Annotated in this window: 11 protein-coding genes and 1 tRNA gene; 9 read left to right on the forward strand and 3 right to left on the reverse strand. The window is 48.8% G+C overall.

Going from position 1 to position 19,068, the window contains the following annotated elements; all coding sequences use genetic code 11:
- The first annotated feature begins 32 nt into the window (after positions 1-32).
- Positions 33-105 (forward strand) — tRNA-Asn (locus tag QI63_RS07570).
- A 51-nt stretch (positions 106-156) separates the two neighbouring features.
- On the opposite strand, the gene QI63_RS07575 is transcribed toward QI63_RS07570, so the two are convergent.
- From QI63_RS07575 to QI63_RS07585, 3 genes are all read right to left on the reverse strand, one after another.
- Entirely contained in the window at positions 157-1,599 is a 1,443-nt protein-coding gene (locus QI63_RS07575; RefSeq protein WP_044015219.1) for a TrkH family potassium uptake protein, read from the reverse strand.
- On the reverse strand, positions 1,596-3,068 hold the full coding sequence (gene trkA, locus QI63_RS07580; RefSeq protein WP_369792412.1) for a Trk system potassium transporter TrkA: 1,473 nt from the start codon (positions 3,066-3,068) through the stop codon (positions 1,596-1,598). Before trkA ends, QI63_RS07575 begins: the two co-directional genes overlap by 4 nt.
- A 106-nt stretch (positions 3,069-3,174) precedes the next feature.
- Positions 3,175-7,059 carry a right-handed parallel beta-helix repeat-containing protein gene (locus QI63_RS07585; protein ID WP_044015223.1) on the reverse strand — a complete coding sequence of 1,295 codons (3,885 nt, stop codon included), beginning with the start codon at positions 7,057-7,059 and terminating at the stop codon, positions 3,175-3,177.
- Positions 7,060-7,363: 304 nt separating this feature from the next.
- On the opposite strand from QI63_RS07585, the gene grpE reads away from it, so the two are divergent.
- The 8 genes from grpE to QI63_RS07625 all read left to right on the forward strand — a co-directional run bounded on the left by grpE (position 7,364) and on the right by QI63_RS07625 (position 18,813).
- Positions 7,364-8,098, forward strand: coding sequence for a nucleotide exchange factor GrpE (gene grpE, locus QI63_RS07590; protein ID WP_044015225.1), 735 nt, complete (start codon positions 7,364-7,366; stop codon positions 8,096-8,098).
- Positions 8,099-8,193: 95 nt separating this feature from the next.
- Positions 8,194-10,110, forward strand: a complete 1,917-nt coding sequence (gene dnaK, locus QI63_RS07595; protein ID WP_044015227.1) for a molecular chaperone DnaK — start codon at positions 8,194-8,196, stop codon at positions 10,108-10,110.
- A gap of 354 nt (positions 10,111-10,464) precedes the next feature.
- A complete protein-coding gene (dnaJ, locus tag QI63_RS07600; RefSeq protein ID WP_044015229.1) occupies positions 10,465-11,613 on the forward strand; it encodes a molecular chaperone DnaJ in 1,149 nt (382 codons plus the stop codon).
- A 73-nt stretch (positions 11,614-11,686) separates the two neighbouring features.
- Positions 11,687-12,985, forward strand: coding sequence for a hypothetical protein (locus QI63_RS07605; protein WP_044017188.1), 1,299 nt, complete (start codon positions 11,687-11,689; stop codon positions 12,983-12,985).
- A gap of 37 nt (positions 12,986-13,022) precedes the next feature.
- Positions 13,023-13,517 carry a methylated-DNA--[protein]-cysteine S-methyltransferase gene (locus tag QI63_RS07610; RefSeq protein WP_044015231.1) on the forward strand — a complete coding sequence of 165 codons (495 nt, stop codon included), beginning with the start codon at positions 13,023-13,025 and terminating at the stop codon, positions 13,515-13,517.
- 24 nt (positions 13,518-13,541) lie between these two features.
- Positions 13,542-15,224, forward strand: a complete 1,683-nt coding sequence (locus tag QI63_RS07615; RefSeq protein WP_052185513.1) for a TerB N-terminal domain-containing protein — start codon at positions 13,542-13,544, stop codon at positions 15,222-15,224.
- Positions 15,221-16,552 carry an ATP-binding protein gene (locus QI63_RS07620; RefSeq protein WP_044015233.1) on the forward strand — a complete coding sequence of 444 codons (1,332 nt, stop codon included), beginning with the start codon at positions 15,221-15,223 and terminating at the stop codon, positions 16,550-16,552. The genes QI63_RS07615 and QI63_RS07620 overlap by 4 nt, the downstream gene beginning before the upstream one ends.
- A gap of 20 nt (positions 16,553-16,572) precedes the next feature.
- Positions 16,573-18,813 (forward strand): DEAD/DEAH box helicase, encoded by a 2,241-nt coding sequence (locus tag QI63_RS07625; protein ID WP_044015235.1) that lies wholly within the window; start codon positions 16,573-16,575, stop codon positions 18,811-18,813.
- Positions 18,814-19,068: the final 255 nt, after the last annotated feature.

Below are 19,068 nucleotides of genomic sequence, written 5' to 3' on the forward strand. Positions count from 1 at the left end.
GGTATAAATTTGTCCATAGTTATTTATCACTTTCCCCTGTAGCTCAGTAGGCAGAGCAAGTGGCTGTTAACCACTGGGTCCGTGGTTCGAACCCGCGCGGGGGAGCTTCCGAAGCTCAAACAGTATGACTGTTTGAGCTTTTTTGTTTTTATCCGCTTATCGGCGCCAAAAGGCAGGTACGCATAAGATAACGATGGTGTACAGTTCCAAACGGCCTGCCAGCATAGAAAAAGAGAACACAACCTTTGCCCAATGCGGAAAGAACGAAAAGTCTCCGCCGCTGCCGACTCTGCCGAATGCAGCGCCGATATTACCGACCAATGTAAGTGCTGCCGTTATGTCGGTAAGGAGATCCGCGCCGGTTAAGGCAGCCGTCAAAAACGTTACCAATAGACATACAAAATAGACGAACATAAAACCGGCAACGCTGTATACAACGTCTTTCCGTCCCGGGCGGCGGTTCAGTTGGATACTGAACACGCCATGTGGATGCAAAAGACGCTGCATTTCGTTTAAGGCTTGCTTGCGTAAAATAACCCAGCGGATCACTTTGATGCCGCCCGCTGTCGAACCGGAACACCCGCCGGTAAACATCAGTAAAAAGAGAAGCGCTTGTGCAAAGGCAGGCCATGCACAGTAGTTTACCGTAGAAAATCCGGTGGTTGTCATAATCGATGCGACATGGAAAAAACTGTGGCGAAATGCTGCCGACAATCCGTAAACCGGTACAAGCACTAATGCAATGCCGATTCCTGTAAAAAGCGCGATACGGATATACGCCCGTAATTCGGAATTCCTAAAAAATTCTTCCGGCTTTCCGGTAAAAAGGTGGAAGTAGAGGCTGAAATTCACACCCGCTAAAAACATAAACACCGTACAGATAATCTCGATGGCTGCCGAGTTATAGTATCCGACGCTGGTATTTTGCGTTGAAAACCCGCCGGTTCCGAGCGTGGAAAAGCTGTGACACATTGCTTCTAAGAATGGCATCCCCGCAATACACAAAAGGATAATTTGCAAGACCGTCATTCCCAAGTAAATAAACCAGAGTGCTTTTGCCGTATGCGTAATTTTTGCCGTTACCTTTCCCTTATCGGGGCCGCTTGTCTCACTTTTTATCAGCTGAAAACCGCCGACACCGAGCAGCGGGAACAAGGCCACGGTTAAGGCAACAATCCCCATACCGCCGAGCCAGTGCATTTGCGTACGCCATACCCGCAGCGCCATCGGGTAGCTTTCGATGTTCTGTAAGACGCTCGCGCCGGTGGTCGTAAAACCCGAAACCGATTCAAAAAACGCATCGCTAAAGTGCGGCACAAATCCCGACAGCATGAACGGAACCGCACCCAATAAGCCCGCGCCGAGCCATGCGGCGCTTACCAAAAGGATTCCTTCGCGCACGGTAAGCCGAATCGGCTGCCGCTTTGTTCTTATAAATAAGAGAATTGTTATTACCCATAACACAGCCATCGGTATAAAAAACGCCGGCAGCATATTCCATTCATGCAAAAATACGGCAACTGCAACCGGAATCAAAAAACTTCCGGCAACAATCGAAAGAATCATAAAAATGATGGTTAAACATTGGAGAAATTTCATTTTTTACCGGCGAAATATTTAATCACTTCGTCGCTTTTTGCGACTTGTACGATAATAGCGAGTTTGTCATCCGCTTCAAGGACGGTATTTCCGCCGGGGATACGGCAGCCTGTTTCGTTCGTAATGAGCAGTATGAGGAACACTCCGGGCATTGCAATGTCTTTCAGGCTTTTCTCTACCGCTTCCGAGTGCTCGGAAATAATAACTTCGACTATCTCAAGTTCACCTGCACCCATGGTATGAATACGGGTAAGGTGCTTACCGCCCAGATGGCTCATAATAACGTCAACCGTAACGTCTTTGAGCGGAATCGCCACGTCCACACCGATCTTATATGCTACGTTCGACATCACGGAGCTTTGCACCAACGCAATGGTTTTGGGGATCCCAAGCGTTTTCAGATACGCAGAGGTAATCATGTTCAGTTCGTAGTTTTGTGTTGCATTGATAACGAGATCGAAGGAATTAAGCGCAATTTCTTCTATAAATGATTCGTCGGTAACGTCGCCGCTATAGATACGCGCGTCCGGATATTCCTCTGCTGCATGCTTTGCAAGGCTGCTGTCTTTATCGATAATGGCAACTTCCCAACGGGATTTGGTACGCAGACCGAATAAGCGTTTAAACATACCGAACGAATGTTTTTCGATAAGGCTTGCTGCGACCCGTTTACCGACCTTCCCAATTCCGACTAGGGCAATCTTTTTGATGGGTTTAACCGTGAACCCGGCAAGCGCATAGAACCGCTCGATATAGTTCGGCAGTGTCAGAATCGAAATCCGCATACCGGCATGGAGCACGGTTCCTCCCGAAGGAATAGCGGTTTTATTCTCATCTTCTACAGCGACGACAACAAAGGGATCATCGATAATACTGCGGATGTTTTGTAATATAACTCCATCCAGCTTACTGTTTGCACCGATAGTAAAACAGGTGAGCTGATACGGAGAATCTTCGAAGGCGATAATATCACTGACAGCCCCGTGCTCAACGGCATTAATGATGGCGAGTGCTGCTTCTTGGTCGGGATGCACCAAAAAATCGATACCCAACGTACGGTCTTTTCCAGTGTTCAGCGATGCAACGTAATTTTCATTTCTTACGCGGGCAATCTTCAGTACCTTGGGAGCAAGAGATTCGGCAACACCGCAGATAATCATATTCAGTTCGTCACTGTCGGTAAGGGTAACCAGCGCGTCTGCCCGTTGGATACCGGCCTCGGTTAAAACTTTCGGATCGTTACCGCTCGCCTCCGTTACGATACAGTCCAAGCGGTTGGCTGCATGGCGGGCGGTTTCTTGATTTTGTTCGATAAGAACCACATTATGCTTTTTTGCGATTAATCTTCGGGCAAGCTCAACCCCTGTTACGCCTGCGCCAATAATAATGACAGTCATTTGTAATGATACTAACACAAAAGCATCGGCATGGACAGGGGCTTGGAAGCCATGGAAAACGTTCCCATTGATAATTCTTAATGAAGATTATCAATGGGAATTCCTATTTGGGCATTTCTAAAAACTCAGGTATAGTTTTTATCCTACTCGTCTCTTTCTTGCTAGTGCGTAGGCACGGTTAGGGAGAAGGTTCTGTCGTGGTCAGTTTACCGTCCGAGCCGACATACCAATTTTGACTGGGAGAGCCCCCCGGCGTTACCGTGAACTTTTTATAGTTTTCGTCAACGGTAATATCGCTGTGAAGGACTTTGGTTGAAGCGTTGTACTTTGTATCCGGTACCGTAATGCGTCCGACAGGTCTTGCACCGGTCAATTTGCCGGAAAGCTTAATATAAACATCGTCATAATCATTTTTCAAAAATATATCATTTTTCCCCTTTATATTATCGTCGGAAGGAACAATGCGAGTACTTCTTTGCATTGTAAATTCTCCCGCTCCATCCGCGCCTTTATATACGTACATACCGCCGCCTGCGACCGATGCCTCACAGCCGTTCACATTACTATCGATAAGCGTACACGCTCCGCGCCGGACATAAATGCCCCCGCCGAGACCTCCAGAGTCGGGCGCTTTACAACCGCTGATATGCACATGGGTAAGTGTTATCGTTCCGTTGTTTGCGATGCCTCCGCCGACACCGGTTGATCCGCGAGCCTCATTGTCTGCAATACGAACCGGTTTCTCCTGCGTACCTGTTATGGTAACCGTACCGCTATCAGCTGGGCTACTGGTACCGTAGATATGTAAGCCGCCGCCGCCGTTCACAGTTGATGCCCCTTGAGTCACTCTATTATGCCGGATAGTAACACCTTCTTTAATTGTGCATACGCCTTTTTCTCCCACGGAGATACCGCCGCCTGAAGTTTTTGCCGTATTGCCTTTTGCTTTACTGGGATCCGTTCCGTTATAGTCCTGTTCGCCGCCGATAGTACAGCCTGGCTCTATAATAAGCTTTGCGCTACGTACCGCGATGCCGCCACCGTTTTCGGCGCTATTCTTCGAAATACGCGCGCCGTCTGTTAAAGTCAGCGTACCGTTTACAGAACCGCTTGTATTTGTTTTTATGTAAGCACCGCCGCCGCTGAAAATGCCTGCATTATTGTCTTCAACACTGCCGCCCTTGACGGTATACTCTGAGTTATCGTTATAACCTCCGCCAAAATATATCCCCGCACCGCCGTTGTTAGTATTAGGAGCCATACTTGTAAGGCTATTACTTTCTACGGTAATGTTATCCAAAACTCCCGTTATATGTGATGTTACATTAGAAGGGTTGAATGCAATACCGCCGCCTCGCAAACCTGCCGTATTACGCGAAATAATTGTCTCAGTTATAACAGCTTTCGTGTTGACACCGCCCGATGCAGCTACACATATTCCACCGCCTTCTATATCTGCCTCGCAGTCCATAATAACGCAGCCCTTTATCGTTAGCTCTTTAATATTCTTACAGAAGATACCGCCGCCCATACCATTGTCGCCTCCCCCCGCAGCCTTGCCGTTTTGAAGAGTGATGTTTTCGAGCGTAAGCTTTGTACCGGAACCCGTTACATTAAAGATACGGTGTGCATTTGCACCGAGTTCTCCCTTATTTGCGTCGAGAATATCGTAGGCACGGCCTTTATTACCGCGTATGGTGATGCTCTTGGTTACAGAAATCTCGCCATAGTTACCGGAAAGAGTACTAGCTGTAATTTCACCATCTACAACAATCGTATCACCTACCTCTGCCTCAGTTATTGCATCTTTGAGATGCTTCCAAGCACCGGAACCGCCTCCTGCTATCGCCGTTCCTTTTTTCAATACAAGCTCCTTATCATCGTCGTTCGAAATTAATACCCAGTCCTCCGCCTGTGAGCCCGCCTCTGTTAAATGGAAATAATAATTATATGCAGCAGCATACCCATTAGGTAGCTTTACCAAGGTTGTATTCTTTTGAGCACCATAGTTCTGCGGCTCAATATTGATATAGGAACCTATCGCCAAGTCTTTTGCCGTTACAAAAGCGCTTTGAGAAGCGGAGCGAGCTCCTAGACACAAAGTATTTGACCCTGTCGTATTGTCTCCAATCTGTGTCCTACCTGTTATAGTAAGTGCAGCGCTACCGGAAGAGGGCTTACTCAGGTATATTCCAGGACCTCTATTGATGATTCCCGTACCAATTGTATTTTTTTGCACTGCAACTCCGTTGAGTGTACAGCTACCTTGGTCTAGGAATATTCCCCCACCCATGCTTGCGTGGTTTCCGCTTCCTGCAGTAATACTTCCAACCATTCCGCCATTTATTGTTAAGATGCCTTTATTGTCGATACCGCCGCCGCTATTTGCTGCGATGCACTCCTGCACGATACAATCTGTCATTGTCAAGGTTCCGCCGCTTTCTATCAGCATTGCGCCGCCGCGGCCTTGGTTGCCTGTACCTGCCGCTTTACCGTTTTTGAGGGTAAGTTTTTCAAGTATCAGTTCACCGCCATTTTTGATAGTGAAAATACGATGGGCACTCGTACTGAGCTCATCTTTATTTGCATCGAGCATATCGATAGTTGCATCATTGCCTTTTATCGTAACCTTCTTGGTTATTTCGATTGCACCGTTGTTGCCGTCAGCATTGGTTGCTTTAATTGTACCGTTTATAGAGATAACATCTCCATCTTCAACCGCTGCAACGGCAGCTTTAAGCTGTTTCCAAGCGTTCTGTCCCGCGCTTATTTCCAGTGTGTTATTGCGTTTTGTTTTATAGTATACGACTACATCCGAACTCTTATCATAGCCCTCTTTTTCCGCCCATACCGTAAGCTTATACACAGCATCCGGAACAGCAGGTAATTCTATCGTTTGAGGTGTTTGTCCGGAGCTTTTGCTTACAACCGAACTGTTGCGTTCCAATTTATATTCTACCGTAGCTCCGGTTGTAGCTGTTGACGCTTGCAGTACTACTTTTTGTACACGCGGGTCATAGACTATTTCATGCGGATCGGTTTCACTTCCGCTCTTCGTTGTTGTTGTCCAATTGCCGGTCTGAACGGCTATAAGTACCGGACTAACTTTATTGGTACTGGTAGAAGCGACAAGTTCATCTTCGGAAAACAGTCCGGCTTCATCTTGCAGCCGAAACCGGTACTGCTTTACCGCGCCGCGAACCTCGACATCCGTTTTTATTCTGATAATCCATTTTTCAGTTGAAGGCGGCAATGTATCGGGCGTTACACCAGACTCAACATCTGTAAGCGCTAATTGAGCCGTTGCGCCGGCTTCTAACAAGCGCCCGCCTGCGCCGCTGATGTCGAACCCGCTTTTATCTTCTTTTACCGTTAGCGGTACTTGCACGTATGAACCGTCTCCTTCAGCAATAGAAACCTGTGCAATATCCTTATGCAGAAGTGCCGAGCCGTTTATCTCCGTATCCATACCCTGTGCTTGAAGGAACAACACATAGTAATGCTGGCCGCTTCCATCAGGGACAGCAGTCTTGCCGATTGCCCGATAGGTAAGATTGGGCGGCGGGGTATTTGCTTTTACATTGATCTTAAATGTTTCTGAAAATTTTCTGCCGTCTTTGGCATACAGCGTAATCGTCGGCCCGATATTCTTTTTGCCGTATTCATGTTTTTGTAAAAATTCCTTTTTATATGTGAGCGTTAATTGACTGTATGAATCCTGTGTCAGTTCATAATCATCGGGTTGTTTTGGGCTGCTTGTCGTTGTGCCGGCAACGTCTGTGGGAAAAACGATAATATCGGTAGGGGCGCCTGCATCTCCGGGCAGCTGAAAGGTGAAGTTTTTGGGATTACGAACGGTAAATGTTACCGTTACATCGCTTGATGAAGGAATACTCTGTATTGTGTCTGTATCGGTTTGTACGGTGATTGCAGGATCAAAGCCAGACCGGACAATTGCAGCCTCTGTTGCCCAATAACTTAAATAGGTGTCAATATCGGCTTGATAATTTTCACATCCGGCACATAAAACGATGGCTGCCAAAAAAATAAGAAGTTTACGCATAGGAGAAGCCTCCTTCTTTTCATATTAAGTTCAGTAGGTATTGTATCCACAGTTCCTGTTTTACAAGTTCCGGTGAGATTTACTAATGCGGTGCTTACACTGCTCTATCCGCCTCAGCCGGATACTATCATAATACCGATTAAAGGTAAATTGTATGGATTCATTGCTTATTAACGTCGATTTTAACATTGATTTTTTTCTTGACCATTTGCGATTCCGTTAGTATTTTCTATCTGTCAAATAAGGAATAAAACGGCAATTCGGCCGACAGGCAGATAAAGCGCCGGATAATTTGAGGAAGGGAATGACAAAAAAACATGAAAAAAAGCATGCGCAGGAGTGCGAAGCCCAACCGGTAGAGCAGAACGGTATGAACACGGACTCCGAAGCCGGTAAAAAAGCTGCCGGTGCGAATCCGCACGGTAACAGCACGGAAAATGCCGGACAGTATGCGGCGCCGGAACAGCAAACCGGCAATCGGGAGCATGGAAAAGAGGCTGCCGGACGAACCGCTCCGGATACGGAAGCGTCAAAGGAAGCAAAGCCGGAGCCGTCCGATGCCGACAAGCTCGCATCTCTGGAAGCAAAATGCAGGGAATTGCAGGATCAATATCTGCGCAAAGCGGCGGATTTCGATAACTACCGTAAGCGCATGATAAAGGAAAAACAGGAGGCAATCGACTACGCAAACACGAATTTGATTTCCGACCTCTTGCTGATATTGGATGACTTTGACCGCGCTATCGAGGCCGGTAAAAAGGCAGGGGAAGAAAGCGCCGCTGCTTTTATGCAGGGTGTTATGATGATCCGGAGCGGCTTATCCTCGCTGCTGGAATCAAAGTACGGGCTGCAGTATTACGAAGCGCAGGGGAAGCCCTTTAACCCCGACATTCACGAAGCCGTTGCGACAAATCCCTCGGCGGAGGTTACGGAACCGACCGTCGGCGCGGAATTGCAAAAGGGCTATAAATTGAAGGAACGGATTCTCCGTCCGGCAAAGGTAATGGTATTGATGCCTGCACCGGCAGAGAAAAAATAACAGGCTTCCGAGTACGCTCAAATGCGCTTTTCGGAGCCGTCTATAAGACTATAAGATAGTATCCCGCACGGGATATATAAGAAGGAGTTTTTATTATGGGAAAAATTATCGGAATTGACTTAGGAACAACCAACTCTTGTGTTGCAATTATGGAAGGCGGAGAACCCGTCGTTATCCCAAATGCCGAAGGAGGACGCACCACACCCTCTATCGTCGCATTCAAAAAAGACGAACGGATTGTCGGTCAGCCTGCTAAAAACCAGATGATTACCAATCCCGAAGGTACCATCTATTCGGTAAAGCGCTTTATCGGCCATCGGTACAGTGAATTAACCGACGAATTAAAGCGTGTTCCATATAAAATCGTACCGCAGGGAGATGATGTCCGTATCGAAGTGGACGGCAAAAAATATTCCACGCAGGAAATTTCAGCGTTTATCCTGCAGAAGATGAAGAAAACGGCAGAAGACTACTTAGGCGAACCGGTAACCGAAGCGGTTATCACGGTACCTGCGTACTTTAACGACGCACAGCGCCAGGCTACAAAGGATGCCGGTAAAATCGCAGGGTTGGATGTAAAGCGTATTATCAACGAACCGACGGCAGCTTCACTTGCATTCGGCTTTAACAAGGATTCAAAGAAAGAGAAGGTTATTGCGGTATACGACCTTGGCGGCGGTACCTTCGATATTTCGATTTTGGAATTGGGCGACGGTGTATTCGAGGTTAAATCGACCAACGGCGACACCCACTTGGGCGGCGACGACTTTGATAACCGCATTGTCGAATGGCTCGAAAAAGAGTTCAAGGCAGAACAGGGCATCGATCTTTCAAAGGATCGTATGGCATTGCAGCGGCTCCGCGAAGCGGCGGAAAAAGCAAAGATAGAGCTTTCCAGCCGTGCGGAAACGGAAATCAACCTTCCGTTCATCACCGCCGATGCGAACGGCCCCAAGCACTTGCAGAAAACACTGACCCGCGCAAAGTTCGAGCAGATGACCGATGACCTGTTTGAACGCACCAAAGAACCGTGCCGCAAAGCCTTAAAGGATGCAGGCCTTGAAGCAAGCCAGATTGACGAAATCCTGCTGGTCGGCGGTTCCACCCGTATGCCGAAGGTTGCTCAGATTATCAAAGAGATTTTCGGCAAGGAAGGTTCAAAAGGTGTAAACCCCGATGAAGCGGTTGCGGTCGGCGCTGCTATCCAGGGCGGTATCTTGGGCGGCGATGTCAAAGACGTGCTGCTCTTGGACGTTACCCCGCTTTCGCTCGGTATCGAAACGATGGGCGGCGTATTCACTCCGTTGATTAACCGCAACACCACCATTCCTACCCGCAAGAGTCAGGTGTTCTCGACTGCGGCTGACGGACAGACCGCGGTTTCCATCCATGTGTTGCAGGGTGAGCGCGGTATGGCAAGCCAGAACCGGACGCTCGGCAACTTCGACTTGGTCGGTATTCCTCCGGCTCCCCGCGGTGTTCCGCAGATTGAAGTTACCTTTGACATCGACGCGAACGGTATCGTGCACGTTTCCGCAAAAGACCTTGGAACCGGTAAAGAGCAGCACATCCGCATCGAAAGCTCCAGCGGCTTGAGCGAAAGCGAAATCGACCGCATGGTGAAGGAAGCGGAAGCCAACGCCGAAAACGACAAGAAAGAGCGCGAAAAGGTTGAGGTACGCAACGAGGCCGACTCGATGATCTACCAGACTGAAAAGACTTTGAAGGAAATGGGCGATAAGGTGAACGCCGCCGACAAGCAGCGCATCGAAGAAGCTGTTGCCGCTTTAAAGAAGGCGATTGAAGGCGGAGATACTGCCGACATCAAGTCCAAGACCGAAGCACTCCAGCAGGCTGCGTACAAGATTGCAGAAGAAATGTACAAGCAGCAGGGCGCCGGTGCAGCGGGAGCTGCCGGAGCAGGTGCAGCAGGCGGCGCTGCCGAAAGCGGCCCCACCAAGGGAACCGCCGACGACGTTGACTACGAAGTCGTAAAAGACGAAGATAAATAACCCCACGGTTTTTCTTCTATGCGAAATTTTCTTGAATTTTTCTTGAAAATTTCGCATATTTTTTTTACAATAAGGGTAAGCGTAACAAATAAATAGAAACAAAGCGCAGACGGAGAGACTATTGTTGTTAAGAATAGACTTTCCGTTAGCCTTTTAGAAATAGGCGAGGCAGATGCCAGCATATTTTTTTAAGATAAGGGTAAATGCAGCAAACAGATAAAAATAAATCGCAGAATCTATGGGCTGTGAGACCATTTGAGCCGCGAAGCGGCGAAATTCTGGTTGAACAGCCCATAGATTCTGCGGGATATACTAAAAAATCGTTTGCTGCGTTTACCCTAGACGGAGCTTATTTTGGCACAACGAGATTATTATGAGGTATTGGGCGTAGCAAAGACCGCTACCGCCGATGAAATAAAAAAAGCCTACCGTAAATTGGCAATTCAATATCACCCCGATAAAAACCCCGGAAATAAAGAAGCGGAAGAAAAATTTAAAGAGGCGACTGAAGCCTACGAAGTGCTTATTGACGACAAAAAACGCAGCGTCTATGACCAATACGGTTTTGACGGTGTTAAAAATATGGGCGGCGGTTTTGATCCGTCTGCATTCCAAGGTTTTGAAGACATCTTCGGCGGCGGAGGCGGGCTTTCCGACTTGTTCGAAAGCTTATTCGGCGGAGGCGGGTTCGGAGGATTCGGCGGGTTCGGTTCATCGAGCCGCGGTTCTTCACGGAGCAGCGGCCCCGCACGGGGTGCAAACCTCCGGTATGACTTGCAGATCGATTTTACCGATGCCGTATACGGCAAGAAGATTGAAATACAGTATTCACGTGATGAGCATTGTACGGAGTGCAAAGGATCGGGAAGCGCCGGCGGGGGCGGCAGAAAGATGTGCCCCGACTGTAAGGGTACCGGACAGGTACGGCAGAACACCGGCTTTTTCTCCATTGCGAGCACCTGCCGGCGATGCGGCGGCTCGGGAACTATTATCGAAAACCCGTGTAAAAAATGCGGCGGCTCCGGCTTAGAGCGGAAAAAGCAAAAAATTATCATCACGATTCCCGCCGGTGTCGAAGAAGGAAAGCGTATCACCATTCCCAAACAAGGAAACGCAGGTTCAGGCGGTGGCGATTACGGCGACCTCTACGTATTCATCTTTATTAAGCCTCATCACTTATTTGAACGGCACGGGAACGACCTGTACTGTGTAATTCCCATCTCGATGACGCAAGCCGCGCTCGGAGGAGAGATATCCGTAAAATCGCTGAACGATAAGCGCCTGACGGTAAAAATTCCCGCCGGTACGCAGCACGGCGATGCGCTCAAGGTGCGCGGAGAAGGTGTCCCCGCTGCAAGCGGCAGAACCGGCGACCTCTACCTCAAGGTCATCATAAAAATACCGACGAGGATATCTTCCGGCGGTAAGAAACTGCTCAGCGAATTTTCTGCAATGGAAGGGGAAAATACGGCGCCGGAGATGGTGCCGCTGTCTAAGTTGTAATCACTGGAGCGACTTAAATGAAAAAAAATTCCATAGTAATAAGCATTTTGTTTTTTTGTGCTGTGCGGCAGCGTTGAATGCGGAAGAGGCGGCCGATGACTTCGGCTTTGACAGCGAGATGGAATCGGGCAGTGCTTTTTCGATTGATATCGGCGGAAAGCTTTCCCTCGGCGGCTCGTTTTATTTTAATGATTTTAAGACTTTTAAGGATGTGCAGCCCGGTTCGCTGGTTGAGGGAAAGCTGCACGTTCACGCAACCGCGCCGATGACGGAAGCCTATTTCGGCGTTAAGCTTAACGGTAAAACCCTCGCTCCCTTGCTCGGCAAAGAGCAGGACGTTTTTCCCAAAAGCCCCCAGATTGCTCCGTGGATTGACGAAGCATATCTCAAAATGCTCTTTGGTTCGGTAGTTATTACCGGCGGCATCCAAAAGATGAACTGGGGGCGGGCGGAAGATTTGAGCGTGCTTGATATCGTCAATCCTCGCGACAAAACCGACCTTACGCTGATGTATGCCCCGCAGGAGATGAAAATTGCCCGCCCGCTCATATCCGCAGTCGTGTACCTTCCGTATGATCTCAAACTGGAAGGCGTATATTTGCCGGTATTTGAAGGGAACCGCATTGTTACCGGAAAAACCGACCGCTGGTATTCGCAGCAGTTTGACCGGATTGTGCAAACCGACCCGTCGTTTTTTACCCGTGCGGTTAGCACAGTTAAAACCAATACCCTCGTATATTCGCAGGGCGGCGGGCGGCTTACGGCTGCCGTAGGAGGCAAGCACGACTTCGGTATTCAGTATTTTTACGGTCGGCTGCCGGAGCTTGCGTTTGAAACCCTTACCCCTACAACCTTTGCCGGTCTCTATAATCCCTATCACCACATCGGTATCGACTACGGTGTCGGACTCGGCCCCGTATCGCTCAGTGCGGAATTTGCCGCAAATATCACCTCGGATTTATCAGGCAATAATCCTTCCATATATAACCCGTCGCTTGCGTGGAACATCGGAGCGGTCTATTCCGCACCCCTCGGCTTTACCGTGAGTTTGACCGCAACGGAAAATATTCGGCTTCATCATAACAGAAGCGTTGCTCAAATCAACGATGTGGAATACGGCAAAAAAGCAACGGATACTAAGCTCGCATTTTCCGTATCGCAAACGCTCTTGCGTAATTCCTTGGAATGGAAGCTCGGCGCCATTGTCGGGCTTGAGGACGCAGACTTTTGCATTATGCCCGGTATCCACTGGCAGCTCGCAACCTTGCTTATCGACTGTAATGTCGGTATCTTCGGCGGTAAAAAGACCGGAAACTTCGGACAATTTTCCCGCAATAGCTTTATCAGGCTCACCCTCGCGTATGAGTTTTAAAACAGGTTGCCTTGAAATGTGATAACCGAGGATACGTATGACATATACCCAATGGTATGATTCTCCGCTGGGGAACATTTTACTGGCAGCAGACAACGCAGGTTTGACCGGCGTGTGGTTCAACGGCGAAAAGTTTTTTGCTCAGTATCTTGAAGAACAGCATGAAGAAAAAGAAACCCCGTTTTTACAGCAAACAAAGCGATGGCTTGATGTCTATTTTTCCGGAAAAGAACCTGATTTTACCGTGCCGTTCCATTTTAACGGAACGGATTTCCAAAATGCAGTGTGGAATATCCTCTGTACTATTCCATACGGGCATACAACTACCTACGGTGAAATAGCCAAGCAAATTGCCCGTCAACGAGGTCTATCCCGTATGTCCGCACAGGCGGTGGGCGGTGCAGTCGGTCATAATGGCATTTCCATTATCGTACCCTGTCATCGTGTTATCGGAGCGAACGGTAACTTAACCGGCTATGCAGGCGGCCTTGATAAAAAAATAGCATTACTGACGCTGGAGAAAATTCTTTAAGATGCAGGCAAATACAGTGTGGGTATGATAGATATATTAAAATTTGCGAAAGACTTGGAATCGGCACCGCAGCAGATGATACACAAAGCGGGCGGCTTCAATGGAGAAAACGGCTTCACGGTGATTCTCGATAACAGCAATACGGAGCAGGCTCAGTATCGGGACGCGCCGCTTTTCTATGGTCAGACACTCGCGATAAAACCACCGAATGATAATACAACAGCACAACAAACCACATCATTCGGTAATAATCCCAAGCCAACGCAAAAAACAGCACCGGATAGAGCTTCAAACAGCGCAACACCAAAAGCGAAAAAGTATGTTCCGGAGCAAATTCGCAGAATGAAGAATCTCTATCAATATGGGAATGGTTCTTTTAAGCAGATATGCAAAAATTTCTATGTGCAGGGAAAATTCATGGAGGACTATGAAGATAATGTTCCTTGGAAAGGAGAAATCAGCACTTATTATTGGTCGACCTATCATAATTTATCTTTAGCTCAGCTGCGTGGGTATTTTACATGGCGGACTGAATTGCGGAAGGGAAACTATCGGAAGCACTGCGAAACGTTTGTATCGATGTATCTGTATGAGCTGCTCAATGGGATAGGAACGAAATCGGTGGAAGACAGTCTTAGGAAAATGGAAGAATTTGAAACAGGGTATATCGATTCAGGATTTGGCGACAAATATCTGCGAGATATGCTTCATCGCTGGATGCTGGAATTCGCTGTATTGAAGGGACTTGCCCCGGATATTACCCGTAAATATGCGGACAGCGACATGCTGGAAAAAGACGCCGCAGTTGAAATTCTTCACTATCCGGAAAAATTCAATGCTCAGGAAGTGTTTAATGCGCTCTGTGTGTTCGGTGGGAAGAAGACTGCCGAATCGAAGCTGATACAAGAGCGCGGGATGGAAGCTATCACCCTCTTTGCAGCCGTATGGCGGCTTGCTTCCGTTCAATATCAAGAAGATGGAAAACAACTTTTTCAACTTTGTTTTGGGTGCCGAAGAGCACAGGACTGGCACCCTCTTGAGTACACACTTTACTATGATAATAGTAAGAAAAGAAAATCCGTCGCATATGAGCTGAATCCTTCTCGATCATATCTCTTTAAAGAGGGAGCATGGTATGTGATAACGTATCAAAGCTACTATTTTAATAGAAAGATAATTGCTGACTTTTTACATGAAATAGACCGGAGACTGCGCTTATACCTGAAAACAGGCCATCCGCTAAAAGAGCGAAAAGAAGCGGCGTGGGCGGCACCTTATATAGAAGCGGTTATTGAGGCGGATCGGAAAGCAAAAATCGAAGCGGCGCGTCCTAAGGTCTCGATTAACTTTTCAGGCCTGGATAAAATCAGAAAGGATGCGCTTGAAACTCAAGACAACCTGTTAACCGAGGAAGAAACACAGTGTACGCCGGAGGCTGCATCAAAACCATCCGAAGTGTCCGTTCCATTCGATGGTTTGTTAGACGGTATGCAAATGCAGGTGTTGCAAATGCTGCTCCGCGGAGAGCCGGTGCAGGAATTGATTGCAGCACAGCATGGAATGCCGAGCGTTATCGCCGATGCTATCAACGAGGCTCTGTTCGATTATATCGGAGACACTGCGGTGGAATGTGACGGAGAAACGATTACCCTTGTGGAAGATTATCGTGATGATATTATCGGAATATTTGGAGAAGATATAGCATGAACGAAGCTGAAAGAAAAGTTCCTAAGCGGATTGCGCAGACAGTATTGCAGTCTTTAAAAGGCGGTGTTGTTCCGAGAATTGGACTGCCTTATATCACCGTCGGAAGAAAAAATGAAATCCAAGCCTTGCTGCATGATGTTGATATTATCTCCGAAGGCGGCGCTTCGTTCCGCTTTATTGTCGGGCGGTATGGCGCGGGGAAGAGTTTTTTACTGCAAGCTATCCGAAATTATGTGATGGATCGCGGGTTCATTGTTGCGGATGCAGACCTGTCTCCGGAACGGAGGCTGCAAGGAACGCGGGGACAGGGGCTTGCAACTTATCGCGAGCTGATCGGGAATCTTTCCACAAAGACAAAACCGGAGGGCGGTGCACTCACGCTGATATTGGAGCGGTGGATCAGCAGCGTGCAAAGTGAAGCCTTGCAAGAAAGCGGGCTTCAACCCGGAGACCCGGCACTGACTGAGCGTGTCGATCAAAAGATTTACGCGGTAACCGCTTCGGTGAGCGAGCTGGTACACGGTTTTGAGTTTGCTCAATTACTTTCAGCCTATTATCATGCGTACCTCAAGAGCGATGATGAAACGAAAGCAAAAGTAGTGCGGTGGTTCCGGGGCGAATATGCCCTCAAGCGTGAAGCAAAGGAAGAACTCGGTGTCAATATCATTATTACGGATGATGACTGGTACGAGTATCTCAAGCTCTTTGCAACATTTTTCCGGCTGGCGGGCTATTCCGGCATGATGATTATGATCGACGAACTCGTCAATATTTATAAAGTTCCCAACTCCATCACGCGCCAGTACAATTACGAAAAACTCCTCACCATGTACAACGACACCTTACAGGGAAAGGCAAAATACCTCGGTATTATCATGGGGGCAACACCGCAGGCGATAGAGGATAAGCGGCGCGGTGTGTACAGCTACGAGGCGCTCCGCTCCCGTCTTGCAGAGGGGAAGTTTTCTAAACCCGGTGCACGGGACTTACTTGCGCCGGTAATCCGGCTTGACCCGATTACTGCGGAAGAAATGCTGATCCTCTGTGAAAAGCTCGCTGCGATGCACGCCGGTCTCTACGGCTATGAGCAGAAAATCACCACGGACGACTTGGCAGCATTTATCAGAATTGAATATGAGCGGATCGGTGCCGATGTGCATATCACCCCGCGCGAAGTAATCCGGGATTTTATCGAGTTGCTGGATATTTTGTACCAAAATCCGGAAATGAGCATTATCGAGTTACTAAACTCCGATACATTTTCGTACGCAAAGTCTGATGCGGTATCGGACACTACCGATGAAAACTATGCCGAGTTTACGATTTAAGGTGAGTGCGTAGAAGAGCGATGGACATTTTTAATCAATACGCCCCTTTTATACAGGATTATATTTACCGCTCCGGCTGGCAGGCGCTTCGCGCGGTGCAGAATGCGGCGGGCGACGCTCTTTTCAATACCGATAACAATGTGCTGCTGACGGCATCCACAGCCTCCGGCAAAACCGAAGCGGCGTTTTTTCCAATCTTGAGCCTCTTATACGAAGAGCCTGCTACCTCGGTGGGAGTGTTGTACATCGCTCCGCTCAAGGCGCTCATCAATGATCAGTTCGGGAGGTTGAACGAACTTTGCGAGGAAGCAGGAATCGCCGTAACGCGATGGCATGGTGATGCGCCGCAGAGTCAAAAGCGGAAGCTGCTCCGTAAACCGGCGGGGATTTTGCAGATCACCCCGGAATCCCTTGAAGCGCTGATGATCACCAAGCAGAGCGAAATACCCTCTTTGTTCCATGACCTACGCTTTATCGTCATTGATGAAGTCCACTCCCTGCTGCGTGTCGACCGCGGCGGGCAAACCTTTTGCCTGATCGAGCGGCTCTGCCGGACTGCGGGCTGCAATCCCCGGCGGGTTGGGCTTTCCGCCACACTCGGTAACCCTGAAGAAGCGGGAGCCTTTCTTGCTGCAGGCAGCGGGAGAGAAACAGTTATCCCCAAATGCGGCGGCGGCAAAGAAGTGTGGCGGCTTTCGATGGAACACTTCTTCAATACGGAGCCGCAAGCTGACGAAGGCAGGCCTATTACCATCGAAGCGCTTACGGTAGAACCCGCCGCAGACACTGCACCCAAGGCAGCCGATCCGGGGATGGGTTATATCTTTGAGCATACCCGCGGTAAAAAATGCCTCGTGTTTACCAATTCCCGCGAGGAGTGCGAATCCGTATGCCAGCACCTCCGGCAATACTGTGAAGTCAACCACGAACCCGACCGCTTTTTAATTCACCACGGCAACCTTTCCGCTTCGTACCGCGAAAGTGCGGAAGAAGAAATGAAGGATGACGACTCGCTCATCAGTGTGTGCGCTACCGCTACACTGGAGCTGGGGATTGATATCGGAAGGCTGGAGCGGGCATTCCAGATTGACGCCCCCTTTACCGTTTCCGGTTTTTTACAGCGTATGGGTCGTACCGGACGGCGCGGCACTCCTTCGGAAATGTGGTTTGTTATGCGGGAAGATCATCCCGAAGCGCGGGCAATGCTGCCGGAGATGATTCCGTGGTATCTCATTCAAGGGATTGCACTTATTCAGCTTTATATCGAAGAGCGCTTTGTGGAACCGCCGCGCACGGAAAAGCTGCCCTTCTCCCTGCTCTATCACCAGACCATGAGTACGCTTGCCTCCTCAGGTGAGATGACACCGGCGGAGCTTGCCTCCAGAGTACTGACCCTGTCGGTATTCCGCCGCATCAGTCAGGAGGACTTCCGCACCTTGCTCCGGCACCTTATCACTATTGATCATATCAACCGCACGGAAAACGGCGGGCTGATTGTCGGGATTACCGGGGAGCGGGTTGTCAACAATTATAAGTTTTACGCAGTGTTCCAAGAAAATATCGAATACACGGTGCGTTCCGGTTCCGAAGAGCTGGGAACAATCGTCAAGCCGCCGCCTGCGGGCGAGAAGATAGCCATTGCAGGCAGAGTGTGGGCAGTGGACGAGGTGGATCACCAGCGGCGCGAGGTATACTGTACGCTGGTAAAGGGGAATATCCCTGCGTATTTCGGTGATGTGGCAGGCGATATACATACCCGTATCTTGGAACGGATGCATACTGTCCTTGCCGAACGGAAAAGCTACCCGTACCTGATGCGCCATGCCGTGTGCCGATTGCAGGAAGCGCGGAATACGTTCAGCAAGGCAGGGATGGACACTCACCCGCTCATTTCCCTCGGAGGCTCTATGTGGGCGCTCTTTCCTCAGCTGGGCAGCTATGCCTTTCTCGCGTTGGAACGTTTTCTCAAACTCCGCTGCGGTGCACGGCTTGGGCTCAAAGGCTTGAGTCCGTCCAGACCGTACTACCTACAGTTTACCATGCAGGTAAGCGCACAAGAATTCTATCGCATTATTGCCGAAGAAGCCGCACAAAACTTTGACCCGCTCGAGCTTGTCTACGAAAGGGAAGTTCCCATCTTTGACAAATACGACGAGTATGTTCCCTCTGAGCTGGTACGCAGAGGATTTGCCTTAGGTGTACTGGATATCGCCGGCATGAAGCAGCGGGTGCTGGGATGGAAGGAAAACTTCCGTTTCTGAACAGGTTACCTTGAAGTGCGATGTTCTAAATCGTGCTATTTGTGCGATTTAGAACTCGTCTACCTGTTCCGCAACGCAGTTGCCGAACAGGTCTAATATGTCTATACTTCTAAGCAAAAACAATATCGGATACTCTTATGAATAACATTACAAGACAAATTTTTCGTGCAGTATATGAAGGGAAGTGGCTCTATGTTGAGTACTGTAATAAAAAAAGTGAGCAAGTTTCTCGATTCTGGATAGGAATAAAAGACA

This window comes from Treponema sp. OMZ 838, assembly GCF_000775995.1.
Taxonomy (GTDB): Bacteria; Spirochaetota; Spirochaetia; order Treponematales; family Treponemataceae; genus Treponema.